This window comes from Moraxella sp. TY6 (genome assembly GCF_048551375.1).
Taxonomy (GTDB): Bacteria; Pseudomonadota; Gammaproteobacteria; order Pseudomonadales; family Moraxellaceae; genus Faucicola.
Map to the genome: position 1 here is coordinate 1 of NZ_JBLYZJ010000007.1, position 23,539 is coordinate 23,539.

At 44.6% G+C, this 23,539-nt stretch carries 15 protein-coding genes; 12 read left to right on the forward strand and 3 right to left on the reverse strand.

What is annotated here, in order from left to right; genetic code table 11:
• Positions 1-527 precede the first annotated feature (527 nt).
• Positions 528-1,376 carry a hypothetical protein gene (locus ACK1U4_RS06490; RefSeq protein WP_419401972.1) on the reverse strand — a complete coding sequence of 283 codons (849 nt, stop codon included), beginning with the start codon at positions 1,374-1,376 and terminating at the stop codon, positions 528-530.
• Positions 1,377-1,670: 294 nt separating this feature from the next.
• Here ACK1U4_RS06490 and ACK1U4_RS06495 point away from each other — a divergent pair, with 294 nt between their 5' ends.
• The 3 genes from ACK1U4_RS06495 to ACK1U4_RS06505 are packed head-to-tail and all read left to right on the forward strand — an operon-like array spanning position 1,671 to position 6,952.
• On the forward strand, positions 1,671-3,494 hold the full coding sequence (locus tag ACK1U4_RS06495) for a TolC family protein (protein ID WP_419401973.1): 1,824 nt from the start codon (positions 1,671-1,673) through the stop codon (positions 3,492-3,494).
• A 56-nt stretch (positions 3,495-3,550) separates the two neighbouring features.
• Positions 3,551-5,728 (forward strand): type I secretion system permease/ATPase, encoded by a 2,178-nt coding sequence (locus ACK1U4_RS06500; RefSeq protein WP_419401974.1) that lies wholly within the window; start codon positions 3,551-3,553, stop codon positions 5,726-5,728.
• A 51-nt stretch (positions 5,729-5,779) separates the two neighbouring features.
• A complete protein-coding gene (locus tag ACK1U4_RS06505) occupies positions 5,780-6,952 on the forward strand; it encodes an HlyD family type I secretion periplasmic adaptor subunit (protein ID WP_419401975.1) in 1,173 nt (390 codons plus the stop codon).
• Between the two features lie 201 nt (positions 6,953-7,153).
• Here ACK1U4_RS06505 and ACK1U4_RS06510 read toward each other — a convergent pair whose 3' ends face one another.
• The gene (locus tag ACK1U4_RS06510; protein ID WP_419400074.1) at positions 7,154-8,158 is read right to left on the reverse strand and encodes an adenosine kinase; all 1,005 of its coding nucleotides are present in this window, start codon (positions 8,156-8,158) and stop codon (positions 7,154-7,156) included.
• Between the two features lie 130 nt (positions 8,159-8,288).
• Between ACK1U4_RS06510 and ACK1U4_RS06515 the strand changes: the two genes are divergently transcribed.
• The 9 genes from ACK1U4_RS06515 (at position 8,289) to ACK1U4_RS06555 (ending at position 21,194) form a co-directional block, all read left to right on the forward strand.
• On the forward strand, positions 8,289-8,582 hold the full coding sequence (locus ACK1U4_RS06515) for a type II toxin-antitoxin system RelB/DinJ family antitoxin (protein ID WP_419400075.1): 294 nt from the start codon (positions 8,289-8,291) through the stop codon (positions 8,580-8,582).
• Complete coding sequence (locus ACK1U4_RS06520; RefSeq protein ID WP_419400076.1) at positions 8,575-8,832, forward strand: type II toxin-antitoxin system YafQ family toxin; 258 nt, start codon at positions 8,575-8,577, stop codon at positions 8,830-8,832. The genes ACK1U4_RS06515 and ACK1U4_RS06520 overlap by 8 nt, the downstream gene beginning before the upstream one ends.
• A gap of 120 nt (positions 8,833-8,952) precedes the next feature.
• The gene (locus tag ACK1U4_RS06525; RefSeq protein ID WP_419400077.1) at positions 8,953-9,528 is read left to right on the forward strand and encodes a hypothetical protein; all 576 of its coding nucleotides are present in this window, start codon (positions 8,953-8,955) and stop codon (positions 9,526-9,528) included.
• Between the two features lie 243 nt (positions 9,529-9,771).
• Positions 9,772-12,735: an insulinase family protein gene (locus tag ACK1U4_RS06530; RefSeq protein WP_419400078.1), complete on the forward strand. Its 2,964-nt coding sequence runs from the start codon at positions 9,772-9,774 to the stop codon at positions 12,733-12,735.
• Between the two features lie 177 nt (positions 12,736-12,912).
• Positions 12,913-14,145: an NAD(P)/FAD-dependent oxidoreductase gene (locus tag ACK1U4_RS06535; RefSeq protein WP_419400079.1), complete on the forward strand. Its 1,233-nt coding sequence runs from the start codon at positions 12,913-12,915 to the stop codon at positions 14,143-14,145.
• 322 nt (positions 14,146-14,467) lie between these two features.
• Positions 14,468-15,109 carry a CDP-diacylglycerol--glycerol-3-phosphate 3-phosphatidyltransferase gene (gene pgsA, locus ACK1U4_RS06540; RefSeq protein WP_419400250.1) on the forward strand — a complete coding sequence of 214 codons (642 nt, stop codon included), beginning with the start codon at positions 14,468-14,470 and terminating at the stop codon, positions 15,107-15,109.
• Positions 15,110-15,460: 351 nt separating this feature from the next.
• Positions 15,461-18,415: a phosphoenolpyruvate--protein phosphotransferase gene (gene ptsP / locus ACK1U4_RS06545; RefSeq protein WP_419400080.1), complete on the forward strand. Its 2,955-nt coding sequence runs from the start codon at positions 15,461-15,463 to the stop codon at positions 18,413-18,415.
• A gap of 10 nt (positions 18,416-18,425) precedes the next feature.
• Positions 18,426-19,370, forward strand: coding sequence for a 1-phosphofructokinase (pfkB, locus tag ACK1U4_RS06550; RefSeq protein ID WP_419400081.1), 945 nt, complete (start codon positions 18,426-18,428; stop codon positions 19,368-19,370).
• 30 nt (positions 19,371-19,400) lie between these two features.
• Positions 19,401-21,194, forward strand: coding sequence for a fructose-specific PTS transporter subunit EIIC (locus ACK1U4_RS06555; protein ID WP_419400082.1), 1,794 nt, complete (start codon positions 19,401-19,403; stop codon positions 21,192-21,194).
• Here ACK1U4_RS06555 and ACK1U4_RS06560 read toward each other — a convergent pair.
• Positions 21,183-23,312 (reverse strand): SWIM zinc finger family protein, encoded by a 2,130-nt coding sequence (locus ACK1U4_RS06560; protein ID WP_419400083.1) that lies wholly within the window; start codon positions 23,310-23,312, stop codon positions 21,183-21,185. The genes ACK1U4_RS06555 and ACK1U4_RS06560 overlap by 12 nt on opposite strands.
• Positions 23,313-23,539: the final 227 nt, after the last annotated feature.

Genomic DNA, 23,539 nt, shown 5'->3' on the forward strand with positions numbered 1-23,539 from the left:
GTCCGTCATTGGTGACAACTTGTAGTTCTTTAACAATTTTGTCAGTGGTATAGGCTTTAATGTTTACAGTTTTCATAAATGTGATTATTCCCCAATCCCAAAAATTAGTTTAAATTTAAACTCTCTTTAATCAACAAACAATGTCTGTGACAAAGAGGTTCTTACATTAAATTATATCGTTTAATAGATAAAGCTAATGCTGAATAATGGATAAAACTCATCATTTATCAGATATTGGGTAACTATATCAATAATGCAAGTATTATTCATTTTCTTAAACATAACTTTAATATTAGATAGATATTAACTAAAACGTGAACTTGCAAGTTTCATACCCTTTACAAGAAAATAAAATAAAAGCTAAACAATACACTTAAATATGGGATGGACACAAAAATCCCATCGGTCGATTGGATTAAAGCATGTTGTTAGCCATTAAGTATTGAAAGCATTGGATGGATTGAGTTTAGCATGCTCAACCCCATAAGCTATAAAAATGTGTCAGCTCTAAAATAGTGAGCCTGCGACTAATTGGAAGGGGTACTGGCATTTTGGATAGAAATTTGTTCGCTATAGGAAGGGTTGTTTTGCTGTTGGTGTTTCTCAATCTTTTGTTTATTATCATTTTTAATCTGGTCAATCAAATCCGTCAGCTCTTTATTATCCATATCAAGCTCTTTTGATAGTTGTTTGGCTTGCTTTTCAGTCACAGTTTTTGGAGCGGTAGGTTGGGCTTTAACAAGATTGGAATTACTTTGATTTTTGGGGTTAGTGCGATTTTTATTGGCAATATCACTGTTTGTCACCTCATTACCGAGGTTAGTTGTATTTTTGTTTGCAGTTTTTGAGGATGCCATTGGGATATCACGGCTAGTAAGCACTTGATTAACAGGGGCTTCATGGACAATAACTTGTTGAGCATTGAGTATATTTAATAGGTTTGCATTTATTCTATCAACTGGTAATGTCATACTTGACATAATATTGGAACTTGATGTTTGATTAATATTAGTATGGGTATTTTTTGTCAGTTGCGCAGTGGAACTGACAGAATTTGTCACTGGCTGAGAGGCAGGTACTGAGGCACTGGCAGAGGTCGTTATGGTAGAAGCGGGTAATTGACTGGCAATAATTGGTGTGATAACAGCTGTATTGGCTGAACTGCTCGCTTTGGTGGTTGTGGACTTAGTAGATGAATCGAATTGGTGATGATTTTGCCAATACCATATCAAGCCCCCTGCCAATATCGCATGTAACATGACGGTGAATAATAAAGCTTTAGTCAGCTCTTGATGCTTTTTAGGTTTTGGTTTAGTATGGGTAGATGCACTGCTAGTTGGCTGTTCTGGCTGGTCTGGGAGGATTGGTAAAGTCATAATAGTAAATTACAGTCAATGGTTATATTTAAGTAGTATAAAGTAAATGGCATAAATTTTAGCATAGCTTGTATGACCAAAGAGCAGAAAGCAGAATAAAAACGAGGCTTTTTACTAAAATTTTGTTATAATAAGTTAATTTTAACAATAATTATTTTAAATTTTGTAGGTTATGGTATGCATCACATTGACCAATTACGTAAGACGACAAATACCCAGTATATGAATACTGATTCATCTATTTTAACAACACTAACTGGCTATTATCAACGTCTACGAATACTAGCATGGATGATGCCATTATCACTCGTCACAACCGTAGGGCATACCACCAATCTCATTGATATTAATGGTCTAATTAGCCAAGCCGTACAAACGCACCCACTGGTCGGTTCGGCAATTGCGGAAGAACAAGCAACCCAAGAAGGGGTGAAAGCTGCTAGACTCGGCGTGTTTCCCGTACCGTCCATCACCTCTGGCTATGATAAAAATGATGGTCTAATCAGCCGTGCTAATATTCGTCAACCCTTATGGACAGGCGGTAAATTAACGGCCGCCGTCAATCAAGCCATGTATGATGATAAGGCTGCCACCGCCTATATCTATGAGCAACAAAATACCGTTGCCAAAAATACCATTGATATTTGGCAAAGTTATATTTATGCGACTGCATTACAAGGCTTATACGTCAACAACCTCAAACAGTTGGATGAATTTGAGGCAATGATGAAACGCCGTGTTGAGCAAGGGGTGTCCGCTCGTATTGATTTGGACTTGGTCACCAACCGTATTTTACAAGACCAAAATGCCTATCAAGGTGCGGTACAACAACAACGCATCGCTGAAGCTCGCCTTGCTCAAATGATTGGTGAATCCATCAATCCCCAAGACAAATCCCCTGCCCCCCTCAATCAGCTTGCCAAATATGTAAAGTCACAGTCAAAAGATTTTGAACGTATGGCATTTAGTGATGCAGGTATCAATAACCCAAAAGTCATCAAACAACAATTCCAAATCGAAGCTGCCAAACAACAAGTCAAAGCCCAACAATCCGCTCGTTATCCGACCATTTACGCACAATACGAAAATTTGTATTACCATAAACGCAATGATAATGAAGGACAATTCTCATTCGGTCTAAGCTACGAACCAGGGGCAGGTTTTTCCACCGCTGCCATTGCACGTGCCTCGCAAGCCCGTGTTGCAGGGCTAGAGCAATCTCAAGAAGTTGCCAGACGGGCAGTGATGGAAGATATCCAAACCCAATATCAACAATTTGTTAGTGCCAAAGACCAAGAAACGTCACTAATCGCTGCGGTTGCTGGAGCTCAAATCGTAGTAGATTCGTACCGCAGACAGTTTATCGCAGGGCGTAAGACATGGCTTGAAGTGTTGAATGCAGTGCGTGAAAAAGCAGGCTATCAACAACAACTGTTACAAGTCCAAAGCCAAATGATTGGGGCATTTTATAAACTACAAGTCGACTTTGGGCGTATGGGCTGGCAAAACTACCAACCTTTAACCGAGCCAACCGCAGAATACCATCCTTATTCTGAATTTCAAGGCTGGCTAAAAGACTACAATCTACCAACATTTAATTTGAATCACCTTAATCTTAACCCAAATAGCGTTGAGCCAAGCACATCTGTACAAGACAGCACCAGTCAAAATGTTATTGAGCAAAATAATATAGCACCCAGCAGTGTTGAACAAAATAATATTGAGCAAAACAACATTGAACAAAGCAACATTGAGAAAAACACTGAAAAAACCAATGTTCCGCAAAATAATAGCGAGCCAAATAACAGCGAACAAAGTAGCCAACAAAAGGTTGAGCAAATCAATATTGACCCAAGTCCTATTGAAAAAAATAACCATAATGAGCAAACGGGTATTGATTTGAATCCCACCATTACAACTGCGGTAGCCCCTACGCCTGAGAATAAGCTAGAAAACAATGCTGTGAAGGAGTCAATACCTGTTGGCACAAATGTATCACCAGTGATTTCTTCAACAACCGATACGCCTGCCAATGTCACTGTAGCTAATACTAAAGAACCTGTGATGACCGTTGCGACTATCAAAAAGCTTGAAATTGTGGAAACAAAAACACACTAATTTTTATATTAACACTATTAATCAAATCAATTATAGAATAATAAAGGCAATCATCAATGCTTAATCCGTCACCTACCCAAGCCGTTGTCCCTGTCATGGATCATTCAGCGAACGAATTTACTGAGGCAGTCGCCACTTTACTTAAAGAACAGGGCTTTCCTATTGATAAAGTCCGCCTGCAAACCAGTGCTGAGAGTATCGAAAGCAACACCAATCCCACGGATAAAGTATTGACACTATTGCAGATTTTGGGTATTCACGATTTACCCAAAGTCTTATCCCAACCTGATGGAGCGTATATGCCATTGTTGGCATTTCACCCTATCCACGGCTGGGGACGTATCGTGCAACAAGTTGCCCCCAATCAATGGTTATTCCAACAAACGCATAAAGCCTCTCGCTGTCAAAGCCATGACTTTAGCTTTATTAGCAAAATTCAACTCACCCAACAACATATCGAAAAACGTAAAATCAGCTTTGGTGAATTATTAAAAAACAACCTCACACGTCATAAAGGGGTGGTTTTTGAAGCAGTAATTGCGTCCTTGATGATTAACTTTTTGGCATTGGCATCTTCGATGTTTTCGATGCAAGTGTATGACCGTGTGATTCCGACCCGCAGTGAATACACGCTGATTATTTTATCCTCTGGCGTGGCATTGATTATTTTGTTTGAAATGTTTATGAAATTCGCTCGCTCCAAAATCATGGATAGAATGGTGGTCAGTCTTGATGGTAACTTATCACGAGATATCTTTGAACGTTTACTCAAGGTGCGAATCGACCAAATGCCTGGCTCAGTTGGCTCATTAGCCGCCCAGCTTCGTGGTTATGAACAAGTACGCAGTTTCTTTACTGCTTCAACCTTGTTTACCTTGGTTGATTTGCCAATGAGTCTATTGTTTATCGTCATTATTGGGGCAATTGGCTCACCTTGGCTATCGTTGATTCCGATTGTGGCTGCTATCATCGGTATTACAGTTGGTTTAACTAGCCGTAAAAAAATGGACAAAGCTGCCGCTGAAGGGGCTGCCGCTTCGTATGCCAAAACAGGGATCTTGGTCGAAACTGTTGAAGGCATGGAAACCATCAAGGCAGGGGCAGGGAATTGGAAGTTTTTATCACGTTGGCTTAATGTGATGAATACTACCATTGACAACGACCTTAAAGTCAAGCATATCAATGATAATCTAAACTACTCAGTGCAAATGCTTCAACAAATCAGCTATGTTGGTTTGGTCATTGTGGGTGCGTATATTGTCATGTCAGGCGACATGACCACAGGGGGATTGATTGCTTGTACCATTTTAGGCGGACGTATTCTTGCCCCTATCATGGCAATTCCACAAATGCTCATCCAGTATTCTCATGCCAAAGCAGCTCAAGCCAATATCGAACGTTTATTTACCTTGGCACAAGACAATGAAGGGGTCAATTATCCACTATCACCCTCAAAAATCGCAGGTCATTATCAAGCTGAAAACGTCATCTTTAAATATACAGGCAATGACCGTCCAGCCCTACAGATGGCTAACCTCAATATTCAAGCAGGTGAGCGAGTGGCAATTTTGGGGGCAATCGGCTCAGGTAAATCCACCTTACTCAAACTGCTCTCTGGGCTATATGCCACCACGGAAGGTAGAATTTTACTCGATGGCTTAGACATCAACCAAATCAGCCGTGAAAGCCTTAGTCAAGAAATCGGCTACCTACAACAAGACCACCGTTTGTTCCAAGGTACACTACGAGAAAACCTGCTAATTGGCATGCCCACACCACCTGATGACGTGCTACAACAAGCCCTTAACCGCACTGGCTTGATTCGCTTAGTATCGAGCCACTCGAGTGGTATTGACCTACCCATCAGCGAAGGGGGTAAAGGCTTATCAGGTGGACAAAAACAACTGGTGGCATTCACCCGTTTGGTATTAACTGACCCTAGCATTTGGCTACTCGATGAGCCAACCGCTTCGATGGATAATATCCAAGAACAACAATGCTTACAAGTCATCGCCCAAGAAATGCAAAAACCAGGTAAAACCCTCATTGTTTCGACCCATAAAACCAGCTTGCTCAATTTGGTTGACCGCATTATCATCATGGCAAATAACCAAATTGTCATGGATGGTCCAAAACAGGCGGTTTTAGCCCAGTTGCAAAAAAATGAAGAGCAAGCACGCCAACAAGCGATTGCCCAACAGCAACAACAAGTTCAAAATAAACCTAACCCTTAAACCCAAACACTCACCATAAAGCAAAAAAACACAGGGTAAGAGTATCGCACCATGACAGACAACTACCAACACCACACCCTACAACCCAACACCAACCGTGCTAGATGGGTGATATGGATAGCCTTACTTACCATCATCACCTTAATCACCTGGGCGGCGTTTGCCAAAATTGACCAAGTCACCCGAGCCACAGGCACAGTCATTGCCAGTGCCAGAACCCAAGAAATTCAAGCTGTGGATGGCGGTATCTTGACCAAACTGCTCGTCAAAGAAGGCGATAATGTCAAAAAAGGTCAACTTTTGGTTGTATTAGAAGAAGCCAGAGCTCAAGCCGCTGTGGATAACTCTGCCACCAAAATCGCTGCCCTAAAAGCCAAGATTGCCCGTTTGGAAGCTGAAATCTTTAACAAGCCATTGGTATTTTCTGATGATGTCAAAAAATATAGCGAATATGTACAAAACCAAACTGAACTCTACACTCGCCGTAAACAAGCCATTAATCAAGATGTTTCTTCACTGGAAAGTATGCTAAAGCTTGCCCAGCAAGAACTCAGCATGAACGAACCCTTATTAAAATATGGCGATGTTAGCCAAGCCGACATCATCAAGCTACGCCGTCAAGTGGCTGATATCCAAGCCCAAATCAACAACAAACGCAACAAATACTTTGAAGAAGCCCAAGCCGAAATGACCAAGGCTCAAGAAGAACTGCAATCTGAAGAAGAACAAATGCGTGACCGTAGCCAAGTGCTACAAGAAAAACGCCTTGAAGCCCCAACCGATGGAAAAGTCAATAACATCAAAATCACCACCATTGGCGGTGTGGTCAAACCCGGTGAAGTCATCATGCAATTACTGCCAACCAGTAGTGACTTGATTGTCGAAGCTAAAGTCCGCCCTGCCGACATTGCGTATGTCAAAGAAGGTCAGCAAGCCAATGTCAAACTTGATGCGTATGACTACTCGATTTTTGGCTCAATGAGTGGCAAAGTCACCTATATCAGCCCAGATACACTAATGGAGCAAACCCCAAAAGGCGAACAACCGTATTACCGTGTGCAAGTGCATATCAAAGGGGCGGAATTCCAAGGGCGTGGCAAAGATATCATCATCCGTCCGGGGATGACAGCGACAGTAGAAATCAAAGCCCTAGAGCGTACCGTGTTAAATTACCTCACCAAACCAATTACCAAAACCTTATCTGAAGGGATGGGTGAGCGTTAATTGAGCTAATATATGGAGGTATAGCCCCCTCTTTCGTAAAGAGGGGGTTTGGGAGATTTTAATGACAGAAATATCAATGGCTTATTATGTATAGTTGTTTAAACTAGAAATAAGACAGTTTCGTAGGGGCGTATTGCATACGCCCAAAATTTTACAGTCTGATTTTTGATTTAATTCACTATAGCTTAACCCAAACTTGGCTTAATTCGCATAAATCGCTTGATACTCATTTACCGCAAGCCTTGCCCCAAACTGCCCAATCACCTTGCCTGCCACTTGACTGGCTAATTTACCACATTTTGCCAAGTCGTAGCCTTTTGATAAGCCAAACAAAAATGCCCCTGCAAAGTTATCCCCTGCCCCATTGGTATCGACCACTTGAGCGACTGGCTCTGCCTCAATCGCCAAGGTCTGTTCGCTAGTGGTGACGCACGTGCCTTTTGCCCCATTGGTCACGACTGCAAGACTGGTGACTTTTAGCAAATCTTGACTGGCTTGTTCAATAGTCGGTTGATTGGTAAAAATCATCGCCTCTTCCGCATTACAAAATACCGCATCGACACCGCCTGCCAACATACTATCAATGCCCTCACGCCCAAATTTTACCACCGCAGGGTCGGCAAAACTCACAGCGACTTTCATTTGTTTGTCACGAGCAAAGGCTTTTAGCTGTTGGATAGCGGTTTGGGCGGTTGGGTTAAATGCCAAATAGCCCTCAATATATAGCCAATCCCCTGCCCCAAATGCTTGTAACTGGGGGTCATTAAAGTCAATATTCTGCTCGTCTAGCTCTGCCGATGTCCCCAAAAAAGTCTGCATGGTACGCTCACCGTCTGGGGTGACGAGAACCATACAGCTACCTGTCGTACCGCCTTGCGTGGTGGCAGTGGCTAGGGTGGCGACACCGCCTTGCTGTAGGTCATCAAGGTAAAATTTGCCTTGTTCATCATCTCCGACACGGCAAAGATACAGGGCTTGATTGCCAAGGCTTGCAATGGCAAAAATGCTATTTGCCCCAGAGCCACCACTGGCTTGTTTGTGGGCGGTGATGTTTTGGTTTTTTAGCGATGCGACCAGTTCAGCTTGTTCGCTTGAGCTTGCGAGGGTCATGTTGCCTTTGGTGAGGGTGGTGGCGGTGAGTTGTGGGTCGGTGACGGTGAATTCGCTGTCCACAAGGGCGTTACCGATGCCAAGGATTTTGGTCATGTTTTGTCCTTTTTAAGTGAAAAATTATTGTCATTGTATGTCAAATGAATAAAATTATCCGCTAATTTTTTATTTTAAACACACCACATTTTGTTTATACTTAACTGATAATTTTTGCAAGGAATTTGCCATGACTGCGATTAGTTATCATATTCAGATTGAAGAAGGTTTACGAGATGAATCCTTTGCCGTGCTTGATAATTATGGCTTAACACCCACGCAAGCCTTTAAACTATTTCTAAAACAAATCGCCAATACCAAGCGAGTACCGCTTTCTTTTGATTATGCCAATCCGACTGGCTCATCAGACTACACCCTATCGCCAGCAGGTGAGGCTCGTCTGCGTCAGTCAGTGCAAGAAATGCAAAATGGTGAGTTTACCGAAAGTTCTTTAGCTGAGTTGTTGGAACTGAAAAATGCGTAAACTAAAAAGAACTCGTTCTTTTGATAAGGATTTTAAAAAGGCGGAACTCAGCTCTGAGTTGATTGATGTGTTGTATTGCTTGACCCAAAATCAACCGTTGGCAGAAAAATATCGTGACCATGCTTTGACTGGTAACTGGAAAGGCTACCGAGATTGCCATGTTAAACCTGATTTGGTGCTGATTTATAAGATGACTGATGAGGCGGTTGAGTTGTATTATTTAAACAGCCATTCAGAAATTTTCGGCTGAATTTTGTATGCCAAATGAATAAAATTATCCGCTCATTTTTTTATTTTAAATATTCTTAGTTTTGTATATACTTAACTATGAATAATATTTGACTAAATTGGCTCGATAATAGGACTACTTATGAAAAATGTAGTTAAAGGAACAATATTGATTGGTGGTGCTTTACTAACAATTACTGCTTACTCAAAAAATCCAGTCATCAATAATATAATTGAAGGTAATAAAATAGCTGGTTTTATTTATCATAACTATGATACGCCCTGTCAAGCGAATGCGGAAGAAAAGCACTTTGATTTTTGTGGTAAACAGGCTATTAGTAAGTACAACCAAGCTATAAAATCAGGCAAGCCTAACTATAATGGCAACCTTAATTTAATTAGATTTGATGTTAAAGTTAATCGTAAATCTGGCAGTTACGCAGAAACTTATTTAGCCGTTGTTAATCCTAAAACTCGTGAAGTTTATCCTTTTCCCTATGTTATTAGTTATGACAAATATGAAAAAATAGCTAAAACACAGTTCCCTAAAATTAGCTACAGCCAAAATTCACCAAATATTTGTGGGCTTGAAGATTTAGTTAATTTTTATGGCGATAGTGAAACCTATAAAATATGGAGCGGAAAAGAATGTTTTGCCATCCAAAAAGAAGATAATATTTTCCGTTTTCCTACAATGCCAAATTCTTCATTTCAATGAATCGATTCTACTAGCTTGGAGAAAGGATAGAATAACTTTCTATCCTTTTTTATTCACCAATTTCAAAAATTTTCCCACCTCTACGACCTTTAACAATCTCAATTTGCCCCCCATTTAATCAAAAACAAATCCGACAAAACTGCTATACTTTCACTTTATTTTGACAAGCAAAAACAAACGTGAAAAATGAGGGCGTATTCAATACGCCCCTACAGATTCTGATTTTTAACAACAGGAAAATTTATGCCCACATCCGCAGATACCGCTTTAGACTTAACCCTACACCCCGCTTTTAAACTGTTAAAACACGATAAAATCCCCTCCCTTTCGCTAGACGTATTGGTCAGCGAACACACCGCCACAGGCTTGATTCACTATCACCTCGCCCACCCCAGTGACGAAAATGCCTTTATGATTGGCTTTCGCACTCAGCCGATGACCGACCGTGGCGAGGCTCATATTCTTGAGCATACCAGTCTGTGTGGCTCGGTGAAATACCCTGTGCGTGACCCATTTTTTAGTATGGTCAAACGCTCGCTCAACACCTTTATGAATGCCTTTACCGCCTCGGATTGGACGGCTTACCCGTTTGCGACACAAAACCGCCAAGACTATTTTAATTTGCTGTCGGTGTATCTTGATGCGACCTTTTTTCCCAACTTAAATCCGCTTGATTTTGCTCAAGAGGGGATTCGTGTTGAGCTTGATGACAATGGCAAACCGCAATACAAAGGCATTGTGTTTAACGAGATGAAAGGGGCGATGAGTGGCGAAATTGACCAACTTTATCATACCCTTGCTCGTCATCTTTTCCCAACGACCACTTATCACTATAATTCGGGCGGTGAGCCGTCTGCGATTACCGAACTCACCCATGCCGATTTGGTGAAATTTCACCAAAGCCACTACCACCCTAGCAATGCGGTGGTGATGAGTTTTGGTAATATTCCTGTGGCACAGACCCAAGCACGCTTGCATGAAGATGCGTTGGCGGTAGCGGATAAAGTTTTTGGTAAAGGTAAAAAACACGCCTCACGCCTAGAGCAGTCGTTGCCACAGCCGATTAGCGTCACCGAAACTTACCAAGTCGATAGCGTGAAACCCAAACAAACCCACCATGTCATGGCTTGGCTATTGCCGAGTATTTTGGATGCTCGTCAGCGGTTGGCGTTGCGGTTTTTGGAGGGGGTATTGGTGGAACACGCTGGCTCGCCGTTGCGTGCGTACCTTGACAGTCATCCGCTTGCGTCCGCCCCCACGCCGTTACTTGGATTGGACGATAGCCATTATCAAATGGTGTTTTATGCAGGGGTGCGAGGCTCGGAGGCACAGCACGCCCAAGCGATTGAGGACGGGATTTTGGCGGTGTTACGTCAAGTTGCCGAACAACCGCTTGACCCTATCGAAACCGAAACCATTTTACACCAAATCGAAATCGACCAACGCCATATCGGTGGCGACAGTATGCCGTATGGCTTGAATCTGATGCTGGAGGGCTTTAGCACCGCCATTCACGATGGCGACCCAATGGCGGTGTGGGATATTGATGCCGATTTGAATTGGCTACGCACCTCGGTGGAAGACCCTAATTTTGTCAAACAATTAATTGAAACACATTTGCTCAATAATCCGCACCGTGTACGCTTGACCCTTGTCCCAGATGCCAACAAATCAGAGCAATTGGCAAAAGATGAACAAGCCAAATTGGATGAAATTGCCAATACTTTGACCGATGAAACACGCCAAAGTTTGGTGAAAAATGCCAAAATTTTAGCCGAACGCCAAGCCACGCTTGATGATGTGGATTTATTGCCAAAAGTGGGGCTTGCCGATATTCCTGCCGATATTCAGTTTAAAACTGGCTCAAAACAAGCGGTCACGTTAAGCGGAAACGACAGCGTGATGTATGAATACGAGGCAGGGACGAATGGCTTGTATTATTACCAAGTGATTTTGCCGTTGGACGGTCACGAGGCGATTATTCAGCACCCAGATTTGTCCACTTATCTCACGCTCATCAGCGAAGTGGGGACAAAAGATGTCGATGCTCGCAGTTTTCAAGCGTTGCAAGCTCGCCATTCTAGCGGTGTGACGGTGCGAATCAGCCAACGCACTTCACCGAATGACCCTGAAAAAATGGACAGCTTTTTGGTGGTGGCGACACGCTCATTGAGCCGAAAACTCGAAGCCATTGATTTGCTCAAACAAGTGTTAAATGACACCGTGTTTAGCGAATTTGAGCGGATTGAAGAATTACTCACGCAAAAACAACTCGGTTGGCAATCACGCTTGGCAAACAGCGGACACGCCTACGCCATGCAAACCGCAGGTCGCAATATGAGCCAAATCGCTCGCCTTGAATATGTGCGTGGTGGATTACCTGCTTTGAATGACTTAACAGAATTTTTGGCAAAAGCCGAAACGGACAAAGGGCAATGGCAAGCGTTAAGCGAGCGTTTAACCGCCTTGCACAACACCATTAAAGCCTTGCCAAAACAGGCGTTAATCATTGCCGAAAGTGAGCATTTACCCACGCTAAAACAAGCGATTGTTGATAGTTGGGCGGATGCGGTGACTGCACCGACTGACGTTTTACCAAATTTTGCGATTAGCACTGATAGCTCGGACATCGCTTGGCTTGCCCAAACCAACGTGTTTCACAATGCGATGGCGTTCCAAGCCGTACCTGCCGACCATGCGGACGCACCTGCTTTGATGGTGCTGTCTGGCGTGCTACGCAACAACTATCTGCACCGCACCATTCGTGAAACAGGCGGTGCGTATGGCGGTGGGGCGAGTTTTGATAGCAATGCCTGTGCGTTTAAGTTTTATAGCTATCGTGACCCACGTTTTGAGGCAACTTTTGCGGACTTTTTAGCCAGTGTTGATTGGTTGCTTGAGCAAAAACAATCGGAAAAAACCGATGCGTGGCTTGAAGAGGCGATTTTGGGCTTGATGGCAGGGATGGATAAACCTGCCAGCCCAGCAGGTGAGGCGGTGAAAGCCTTGTTTGCTGAACTGCATGGGCGTGGCAAAGAATGGCAACAGACCATGCGAGCCAAGATTTTGGCGGTGACTTTGGCGGACTTGCAACGAGTGGCGATGACCTATCTTAAAGATAAACCCTTTACTCGTGCGACCCTTGCTCCGTATGATAAAGCGGAGGTGGTGGAAAAAGTGGGGTTTATGGTGGAAAGGGTTATTTAGGAAAATAATAGACCGCTTTCCAAACCATTGTGGCAAAAATTAGGTATAGAAAGAGTTTTAATATAACTAGGACTTACGCATTTAACCAAATCGTAGGTTGGGTAGAGCTTGCGATACCCAACAATTTGAATGGTTTCAATGGTTTATGTAAGTCCTATCATTAAGAGATATACCCTCATGTATGATGTTATTATTATTGGTGCAGGGGCTTCTGGCCTGTTTTGTGCCATGACCGCAGGCAGGCGAGGACGCAAGGTTTTGGTACTTGACCACGCCAACAAAGCAGGCAAAAAAATCCTTATGAGCGGTGGCGGTCGCTGTAATTTCACCAATTATACGGTAGAACCCACGCATTATTTGGGCAATAACCCCCACTTTGTCAAATCCGCCTTGAGCAAATACCTCAACTGGGATTTTATTGGCATGGTCATCGAGCATGGCATAGCCTACCATGAACGAGAGCATGGGCAATTATTTTGCGATGATTCTGCGGATGATATTTTACAAATGTTGCTCAGTGAGTGTGATAAAGTTGGGGTAAAAATCCAATTAAAAACCACTATTGAAGCCATTCAAGCCATTAATAATGATGATAAAAATCGCTTTATGGTCAGTGTGCAACACAACAACAAAACTAGCCAAATCCACAGTCAATCGTTGGTTATTGCCACAGGGGGCTTGTCCATCCCTACGATGGGGGCGACTGGTTTTGGCTATCAGATTGCCGAACAATTTGGTCATCAGCTTGTGCCGACTACAGCAGGGCTAGTCCCTTTTACATTGACGGATAAAGTCGGTGAGGCATTGAAGGCATTGGCAGGCATTAGCCTTGAGGTGGTGGCATTTAATGAGCGTATCAGCTTTAAATTACCGCTGTTGTTTACCCATCGAGGTCTGTCAGGGCCTGCAAGCCTACAGCTATCCAATTATTGGCAAGTGGGTGAGCCGATTTTTATCAATTTTTTACCCCATGTTGATGTTGCTGAATTTTTATTGGCACATAAAAAATCCCATCCAAAATCCCTGCTTCGTACGGTGTTGGGTGAAGTGGTCGCCAAACAAACAGGTAGTGAACCTTTGCCCAAAAAGTTGGTATTAACCTTGCAACAATTGGTGTTTGATACAGTTGCCGAAACCGAGCTTGCCAATATCAAAGATGAGTTATTGCAAAAAATCGGACAAAGCCTCAATGCGTTTCGCTTGATGCCATCAGGTACAGAGGGCTATCGTACCGCAGAAGTGACTCGTGGTGGTGTAGCAACCGATCAGATTTCTTCCAAAACCTTAGAAAGTCAGCTTCAGCCGAATTTATATTTTTGTGGTGAGGTGTTGGACGTGACAGGCTGGCTTGGGGGATATAATTTTCAATGGGCGTGGGCAAGTGGTTTTGTGGTGGGGCAAGTGGCGTAATAAAGGCGTAATAAAAAAGACCCGTTGCAGGAGGGGGCAACGGGTTGAGGAAAAGCAACTTTTCTTTAATTTTCGTCTTGCTGTATGCTTAGTATATTAGCATTTTTGGCATATTTTTCACTAGGTTGATTACACCTTGTTACGCTTGAATTATTTCTTATACAATGGTATTTTTATCCCATGATAAATAACAATAACATTTACATTCCCTTGTTTCAATCCACGCCACCCACGTGAGTTGCAAACGCAATAACATCGGTTACACCCCACCCAATATAACTATATATTCTGACATGGAAGGGGTTTGCCATTGGAAACATTGATGAAGCCAACGCCTGCCAACTCTATCTTTAACCTACCCAATAACCTCACCATCGCTCGAATTGTTATGATTCCGCTGTTTGTGGCAATTGCCTATTGGCCCCCTGCGATGGGAATCAATCAACCTGCCATTAGTGATAATGCGATTGCCAATATCGGTATGTATCATTTTAGTGACAGTTTACTGCGACATTTTTTGTTAACTTTTGTATTTATTTTGGCGGCCATTACCGATTGGTTGGATGGTTATTTTGCTCGTAAGATGAATTTATCTTCGGCATTTGGGCGGTTTCTTGACCCTGTGGCAGATAAGTTAATGGTGGCAGCCGCCTTGATTATTTTGGTGCAGTGGCATCCTGATATTGTGATGGCTATTTCGGCAATTGTGATTATTTCTCGTGAAATTGCGGTGTCGGCATTGCGTGAGTGGATGGCAGAGCTTGGCAATCGCACCAGTGTCGCTGTGTCGTATGTCGGCAAGCTCAAGACGACTTTTCAGATGATTGCGATTACGGTGTTATTGCTAAATTGGGAATCCTTGGAAATAGTCGGTTATGTCTTGATGATGATTTCGGTGGTGTTGACGCTATGGTCGATGTTTATTTATCTAAAAGCGGCATGGCCTTACCTTAAACAAGGGTAAAAATAATGTCTTGCATGATACATTCTAAAATACATTAACAACCTTATTAAAAATTTTGGGCGTATACCAGCCCCTATACAACTTATCTTATTGCTAATTTAACCTGAACTCGAGATAAGAAGTATTAGCATTTTCCATATAATCCCCCTAAATCCCCCTTTTTCAAAGGGGGACTTACCTATCGTTTTAGTCTAAGTTATGGGGGTATAGCCCCCTCTTTCGTAAAGAGGGGGTTGGGGGAGATTTAAATGATAGCAATATCAATGATTTATAATTTTTCTTACCCCGAACTCAGGTTAATTTAAACAACTATTATGCCCTTTTCTACTTTTGACATTGTGAGAATAATGAATGGTATTACTCGATAAACAAGCCGTGGTGATGCACCAATCGGCAAATAACAAAACCGAGGCATTGCAGTTATTGGCATCGATTTTGGTGCAAGAAAAGCTCACCACCCCTGACTATTTGCAAGGCTTACAAGACCGTGAGGCTCAAAGTGCCACATATCTTGGACAAGGGGTTGCGATTCCTCATGGTACGCCTGCATCTCGTGATGCAATTCTCCAAACTGGTGTGCGTCTGGTGCATTTTCCCAAAGGCTTGGTATGGGATGAACAGGGCAATGTGGTACATCTTGCGGTGGTGATTGCGGCAAAATCCGATGAACATTTACAAGTATTACAACAACTGACCAAAGCCTTACGGGATGATGTCAGTGAGTCGATTCAGACCGCCAACACTGCCGATGAGATTTTGGCGATTTTACAAGCCACCCCACCGCAGTTGTATTTACACGAACAACTCATCGCCACTTCAGTGATGGCAACGGATGTTGATGATGTATTACTGAAAGCAACCCAACTGCTAAAAAATCACCAACGGGTCGGACAAGGTTTTTTGGCACAATTATCGCTAGATACTGCCATTGAGCTAAGTGATGGCGTGTGGTCGGTCATCAGTTCGCAATCGGTGCAACAGCCTGCGGTCAGCTTGGTGAGCCTCGCAACGCCTTTGGCATTTGAGATTGCCAAACAGTCGCATCAGTTGCAATTATTGGTGGCGATTGCCGACCATCCAAGCATGGATGCAGAAGCATTAGGCAAATTATTGGATGTTTTAGCCACGCCCAATTTGCTCAAAGAATTGGCTCATCAAGACAACCCAACTCGCTATTTGGCACAACGTACTGGGGCGACTATCATCCCAGACTGGACAAGCCAATCTGTCAGACTGGCAATGCCGAATGGACTACACGCCCGCCCTGCCACGCAGTTGGTGGCACTGACCCAAGCATTAACAGGCGATGTGTTGGTCAAAACCGCTCAAACTGAGTATGTATCTGCCAAAAGCCTGACCAAATTGCTGTCATTGGGGGCAAGTTTTGGGGATACCTTGACGCTGATGGCAGAACCAAACACCGATGCCGAAGCCCAATTACCCCAGTTAATCGAAGCCATTCAACAAGGGCTAGGCGACCCCATAGAGCCTCTACCCACAGTGGCAACGAACGCCCTTGAGGCGAATAGCTTTGATGGGAATAGCCTTGCGGTAACCAATGCCCCTGCTCTCAGTGATACAAATGCTACGCCAAATAAACTGCCAATTGAGCAGTTACAAGACAATCAAGCCTATCCAGCTATCGTGGCTTGTCGTGGTTTTGCGGTGGGACAAGCCTTTGTCAAAACCCAAGTAGCGTTTGAATTTGCAGAATTGGCTTCGAGCATTCATAGCGATGCCAGTCAAGAGCAAGCCAAGTTGGCTGATGCCATTGATGTGGTCAAACACGCCCTACAACACGACATCGAACACGCCACCAATCCCAATATTCAAGCGATTTTTACCGCCCATTTGGCATTATTGGATGACCCAGAGCTAGTGAATCCTGTCAAAACGGGTCTACAACAAGGCTTGACCGCTCCGATGGCGTGGTCACGGCATATTGATAAGAGTGTCGCTGAGCAGTCGGGGTTAAGCAATCGTTTGCTTGCCGAACGTGCGATGGACTTGCGTGATGTCGGTGATAAGGTGTTAGCCAAGCTATGCGGTGTTAGCCAATCGCTCGCCCCCAATGAGCCATATATTTTGATTGCCGAAGATTTAGTACCCAGTGATGTTGCCAAACTAGACCCTAGTCAAGTATTGGGGATTTTGACCGCAGTCGGTGGGGCAAGTTCTCACACTGCGATTGTCGCTCGTAGCTTGGGCATTGCCACCTTAGTGGGGGCAGGTGAAGCGATTTTAGGTATTACCAATACCAGCTCGGTGCTGGTGGATGCGGTGACAGGTGAATTTATCGTCAATCCTGACAGCGAGCGTGTGACCCATACGCTATCTGAGCAAGCCAAACTTGCCGAGCAACAACAACAAGCACTAGCCCATGCCCTTGAGCCTGCGGTGACCCAAGATAACCACCAAGTCGAAGTCGCTGTGAATCTTGGCAATGTCCATGATACCGCCCAAGCTGTGGCATTAGGGGCAGAAGCTGTGGGGTTGTTGCGAACCGAATTGGTATTTATGTCGCACAGCACCGCCCCTGATGAAGCAAGCCAAATACAGGACTATCAGACCGTATTTGATGCGTTGGCAGGTCGCCCATTGGTGGTACGCACACTGGATGTTGGTGGGGATAAACCACTGCCTTATCTGCCGATGCCTGCCGAAGAAAACCCATTTTTGGGCGTGCGAGGGATTCGCATGACACTACGCCAACCACAGCTGTTACGCCAACAACTTATCGCCTTAATCAAATCTGCCAATGGTCGTCCGCTCCGTATCATGTTTCCGATGGTTGGGCGGTTAGAAGACTGGCAATCCGCCAAAGCGATATTGGATGAGGTGCTACTGGACTACCCTTGCCCTGATTTACAAGTGGGTATCATGGTCGAAGTGCCGTCTATCGCCCTACTTGCCCCTATCTTGGCTCAAGAGGTGGACTTCTTTAGCATTGGCACCAATGATTTGACCCAATACACCCTTGCCATTGACAGGGGTCATCCTGTGCTATCGAGCGAAGCGGATGGGCTACATCCGAGCGTATTGATGCTGATTGACCGTACGGTGCAATCGGCTCACACCCACGGCAAATGGGTCGGTGTGTGTGGTGAATTGGCAAGTGATAGCCAAGCCGTGCCAATCCTGTTGGGGTTAGGGGTTGATGAATTGAGCATTTCTGCCAAACAAATCCCACTTGTCAAAGCCCAAATTCGCACACTTAACCTGTCTGACTGCCAACAACTTGCCAAACAAGCCTTAGCCAGTGCGACTGCAAGCCAAGTACGTGCCTTAACATCGGCTACTATCTAAGGAGACTGTCATGGCAAAATTTTTATGTATCACCCTCAACCCTGCGATAGACATTACCTTGCAATTGCCAACCTTAGCCGTTGGTCAGGTGAATCGAGCGAGTCACAGCCACAGTCGCCCTGCTGGTAAAGGGCTAAATGTCGCCCAAGTGCTAAAATCCTTGGGGCATGATGTGTGGGTGACAGGGTTTTTGGGTGAAGCCAATCAAGCGATTTTTTTGGCAGACTTCACCACACAAGGGCTACACAATGCTTTTGTTACTGTGATGGGTGAAACCAGACAAAACATCAAGATTGCCGAAGACAATGGGCAAATGACCGATGTCAATGGTAAAGGCTTTAGCGTCACGGATGCGGACAAAGCCAAGCTACTGACAATATTGCCCAAGCTATGCCAACAGGTAGACTATGTGGTGATGGCAGGTAGTCTACCTCAAGCCTTTAGCCTTGCGGACTTTGCCGAGCTGATTACCACCATTCAACAGCACAATCCAAAGCTTGCCATTGACAGCAGTGGCGATGCCCTGACCACAGCGGTCAGTCATAGCCCATTTTTACTCAAACCCAATACCGATGAACTGCAAGAAAGCTTTGGCTTACCTGCCGAAAGCCTTGAACAGCAACGCACATTATTGGCTCATCTTAGCCATACCTTGCACAATCATACGCCAAACTGGGTCATCTCAATGGGAGAACAAGGGGTCAACTGGCTCAACCCCACGCAATCCTTGCACGCAAATCCACCAAAAGTCACTGTCAAAAGTACCGTGGGGGCAGGCGATACCTTATTAGCAGGGGTGTTGCATGGCATCGCCACAGCACTTTCGACCACCGAAACGCTACGACAAGCCACCGCATTAGCGAGCCATACGGTCAGCCAAATTGGCTGTCAACTGCCTGATACCAGTCGGCTAAACACGTTAATGGCTCAAGTCAGTATCGAACCTTTGGTATAATTTAACTATTTGATTTTTTTGGATTTTATCATGCAAACCCCCATTCAACACCTATATCTAATTAGCAATACCACACCGCCTACCCAAGGTCTTGTCATCGCCAAAAAACTAACCCAATTGGCAACCGCTCAAGGCATCACTGTCAGCACGTTTAGCAGTGCCGAACAGCTCACTGAGCGACTGCAAAACGATACTGTTAACAATAGTCTTAAGAATACCCTGCTATTATGGCTGGGTGGCGAGCGAGTACCGAACATCACACTGCCAAATGGTGCGACTGCCCTACCCCAACGCCACCTTGGGCTGATGAACAATGATGCCCTAGCATCTGCCTTCACCGACCTTCTTAACGACCCAAATCCTACAAGCCAAGCTAATTCAGCCAATCCAACTGCTTTAGCCAGTTCTGCCACTCAGCCGTTACGCTTTGTCGCCATTACGGCGTGTCCAACAGGGGTCGCCCATACCTTTATGGCGGCGGATGCCTTGAAGTTGGGGGCAGAAAAACTCGGCTATTATATGGATGTCGAAACGCAAGGTTCAGTGGGTGCAAAAAACATCTTGAGCGAACAAGCCATTGCCGATGCGGATGTGGTGATTTTGGCGACAGATATTGAGGTGAATACCGACCGTTTTGCAGGCAAAAAAATCTTCCGCACCTCAACAGGGATGGCGCTCAAACAAACTAACAAAACCTTTGAGCAAGCCATTAGCCATGCCAAAATCGAGCAAGCCACCGCAGGCTCAATACCGACTGCAACCACCAAAAGTAGCACCAGTGGTGACAGCACCTCCATCAAGTCCACGATTTATAAACACTTGATGACAGGCGTGTCGTTTATGTTGCCGATTGTGGTGGCAGGCGGATTGTTAATCGCCATGTCATTTATCTTTGGCATCAAGGCGTTTGAAAATGAGGGCAGTCTTGCCGATGTGTTAATGCAAACTGGTAAAGCCGCCTTTACCCTGATGATTCCGATTTTATCTGGCTATATTGCTTATTCGATTGCTGACCGAGTGGGCTTGGCAGCAGGATTGATTGGTGGTTTGCTATCCGCCCAGCTTGGGGCAGGGTTTTTGGGGGCGATTGTATCGGGCTTTTTGGCAGGTTATATCGCCTTATTTTTGGTCAAAAAACTCCCCCTACCACAGACCATGTCAGCATTAAAACCTATTTTAATCGTGCCGTTACTTAGCTCACTGGCGATTGGTTTATTGATGTTTTATGTCGTGGGCGAGCCTGTGGCGTATTTGCTAAATGCAATGCAAAACTTCTTGAGCAACATGGGTACGACCAACACCGTGTTGTTAGGGCTGATTTTGGGTGCGATGATGTGCGTGGATATGGGGGGCCCAATTAACAAAGCCGCTTATACTTTTTCGGTGGGCTTATTGACGCTTGCCACCCCCAACCAATTCCCCATTGCGGCTGCGATGGCAGGTGGTATGACCCCTGCGATTGGGATGGCATTGGCGACTTGGTTTGCCAAACAAAAATTCACCGTAGAGGAGCAAAATGCAGGCAAGGCTTCCTTTGTGTTGGGGTTATGCTTTATCTCTGAAGGGGCGATTCCGTTTGCCGCCAAAGACCCAAGCCGTGTGATTCCTAGCTGTGTGATTGGTGGTGGTTTGACAGGGGCGTTGGTTGGGTTATTTCATATTACCTTGGCAGCACCGCATGGTGGGGTATTTGTATTGTTAATTCCCAATGCCATCAATGCTCCCTTACTGTATTTGCTCGCCATCGCTATCGGTAGTGTGGTCACAGGGGTAACCTATGCGGTGTTAAAACCTAAGCTGGTCAATGATAAATTAGAGGTATAACCGAATTTTTGCCAATATCATCAGCAAATGAGGCAAGGCATTTTGCGAATTGCCTTCTTTAAACAGCTCTTCTTTAACCAAGTCATTTTTAGGCAAATCATTTTTAACCAAGCCATTAATAGCGTCTGCCAAATCCGCCAAACCCAATGCCCCAAATTTTTCAGCCCAAGATGTCAATGAGGACATAAATTGCGACAGGGTTTGGTGGCTTTCCCCATTGACCAAGCGTTTGACGCATTGCTGTGTAAAATCAAATAGCGTTTTGTCAATCACATTATGATGTTGCCTTAGATTGGGGATATATAGGGTTGGTGCGTTTTGTAGGGCTAACGGCTGATGATGAATACTGTCGTCAATATCCAGTACATACAACCTATCCGTCACCACTGCCCACGCTTCAAGCTGATAAATACCTTGCTCAATGTGGTATGTCCCTGACACAATACAACTGCCTTGGGCTTGTAAAAAAGCGGTCGCCATCGAGTGCAAAGCAAAAGGCGTGTGGGGCTGAAACTGCCGATAAATCAGCCATTGTGTGCCACTTTCATCTTCAACAATCGCTACATATTGCTGATTGGCAGGGTCATAGCCATGCTCGATGATACGGGTAAAGTTTAACACGATAAAATTGGGCTGTTGGTAGCGACCTTGCAAAAACATGGGGAGCTGGCGTTGGTGGCTAAGGTGGGTTTGGCAAACACTGGCTATCGTTGCCCAGTCGCCTTGTTGGGGCAAGACTTGATTGTAGGTTTTGCGAGATGTGGCAAGTATCAACTCATGGTTTGCCAAGCGTTTTGCCCGTTGGCAGGTCAGTTGCCCTGTGGCAAGCTGTTGTAAGCTTATACTTGAGGAAATACGCAAGCGTTGCAACTGGCTCAGGCGTTGCGAATTGTCGAGTGTGTCAGCCATTCCAAACGCATGACGGTAGGGCAATAGGGTTTGGGTTTTGCTGTCAAATAACATCACCGTGGCTTGTCGGTTGTCGCCCATGATGTTACCGCCCATGCCGTTATCACCCACAGTGTCATTGACAGCATGATTCACCGTAATACGACAGCCAAGGCTAACCAAGCGAGCCGTAATAATTGGGGTTTCATGTGCCAAACCAACGCCCAATACCGTGTTATGCAACGTAGGATTTTGCCGAGCCAAACTGCGTAACACATATTCGCTTAATAATTCAAAGCCTTTATCCGCTTCAAAGTCGCTACGCCGATTCTCATAGGCAGTAAGCCATTTTTGTAAATCGTTTAAAATCGCTTGAAGCCAAATTTCTTTGGATTTGGCAAGGCTATCGCTAATATCTTGAATCAGCCGTTGATAACGCAATCGCCCTACGGTCGCCCCATCGGTCAATAAGGCTGACCATAGCTCAATTTCTGCATTCGTCAAACTATCAGTTTTTAGAGAAAATGAAATCGGCATTTCATGGCTAGTGGTTGGCTCATTGGCAGGATTCGATGATGTGGCTTGGGGGGATAGTGCTTGGGGCGATTTGGCAAAAAATTGCTCAAGCTGTTGTTTATCCATCACCCTATCAATGCTTCGACTGGGGGCGGTGTCGAGTTGCTGATAGGCGATACTGGCGAGTAGGATATGCTCGCAATCTTGTTTTTGTAGGCAGTCACAACTGGCTTCGGTGAGGTTTGCCCCACCCCAAAATTTGACGGTTGCCATCGGTAACACCGCACTGGCACATTGGTTGTCTTGCATGGGGGTGAGTTTCATGGTCAAGCCATGTTGGCACAGGCGTTGGGCTTTTTTGAGTACCGTGGCATTGGCAAGTTTTTCGATTTGTTCACGGCTAATCTCATGCGGACTGCTGACGGTGACGTTTGGGTTATCATGGGCTTGGCGATACGCAAGCACGGTCTGCACTCGATGACGACACATCGGAGCAGGGCAAGTGCATTGGCTATCGGTAATGCTATTGTCGGTTTGCCAAGTCACTTTATGCCCATCGTTAAATTCGCTGATAAGGCTATCGGCGGTCAGTGTGATATTGGGAATATCGCCATTATCAAGGGCTTTATTTGCCCGTTTCACCAAACCGACATTGGCAAGCTGTACCAGTTTTTCTTCATTGAGATTTAAAATATCGTGTCGGATTGGGGTCATGGTCGTGGTCTGTGAATGTTAAAAATGGGCGTAAATAAAGTGATTGGCTATATGTCATAGGTTGGGTTGAGCGTACGAAACCCAACATTTTCAACAAATTGCGTTGGGTCTCATACTTCGACCCAACCTACTGTGATTTGATAGTTTATTTTAGACTAGAAGGGGGTTGGAGGGAAATGGGAAGGGATTGGATAATGTGGGAAAAAATGGGATGGAATTTGGTTGGA

What these genes read in the sequence shown, in the direction of transcription:
- ACK1U4_RS06530 (WP_419400078.1), top strand. Translation starts at nt 9,772, where the DNA reads ATGCCCACATCCGCAGATACCGCTTTAGACTTAACCCTACACCCCGCT.
- ACK1U4_RS06490 (WP_419401972.1), bottom strand. Translation starts at nt 1,376, where the DNA reads ATGACTTTACCAATCCTCCCAGACCAGCCAGAACAGCCAACTAGCAGT.
- ACK1U4_RS06525 (WP_419400077.1), top strand. Translation starts at nt 8,953, where the DNA reads ATGAAAAATGTAGTTAAAGGAACAATATTGATTGGTGGTGCTTTACTA.
- ptsP (WP_419400080.1), top strand. Translation starts at nt 15,461, where the DNA reads ATGGTATTACTCGATAAACAAGCCGTGGTGATGCACCAATCGGCAAAT.
- ACK1U4_RS06520 (WP_419400076.1), top strand. Translation starts at nt 8,575, where the DNA reads ATGCGTAAACTAAAAAGAACTCGTTCTTTTGATAAGGATTTTAAAAAG.
- pgsA (WP_419400250.1), top strand. Translation starts at nt 14,468, where the DNA reads ATGAAGCCAACGCCTGCCAACTCTATCTTTAACCTACCCAATAACCTC.
- ACK1U4_RS06495 (WP_419401973.1), top strand. Translation starts at nt 1,671, where the DNA reads ATGCCATTATCACTCGTCACAACCGTAGGGCATACCACCAATCTCATT.
- ACK1U4_RS06560 (WP_419400083.1), bottom strand. Translation starts at nt 23,312, where the DNA reads ATGACCCCAATCCGACACGATATTTTAAATCTCAATGAAGAAAAACTG.
- ACK1U4_RS06510 (WP_419400074.1), bottom strand. Translation starts at nt 8,158, where the DNA reads ATGACCAAAATCCTTGGCATCGGTAACGCCCTTGTGGACAGCGAATTC.
- ACK1U4_RS06535 (WP_419400079.1), top strand. Translation starts at nt 12,913, where the DNA reads ATGTATGATGTTATTATTATTGGTGCAGGGGCTTCTGGCCTGTTTTGT.
- ACK1U4_RS06505 (WP_419401975.1), top strand. Translation starts at nt 5,780, where the DNA reads ATGACAGACAACTACCAACACCACACCCTACAACCCAACACCAACCGT.
- pfkB (WP_419400081.1), top strand. Translation starts at nt 18,426, where the DNA reads ATGGCAAAATTTTTATGTATCACCCTCAACCCTGCGATAGACATTACC.
- ACK1U4_RS06515 (WP_419400075.1), top strand. Translation starts at nt 8,289, where the DNA reads ATGACTGCGATTAGTTATCATATTCAGATTGAAGAAGGTTTACGAGAT.
- ACK1U4_RS06500 (WP_419401974.1), top strand. Translation starts at nt 3,551, where the DNA reads ATGCTTAATCCGTCACCTACCCAAGCCGTTGTCCCTGTCATGGATCAT.
- ACK1U4_RS06555 (WP_419400082.1), top strand. Translation starts at nt 19,401, where the DNA reads ATGCAAACCCCCATTCAACACCTATATCTAATTAGCAATACCACACCG.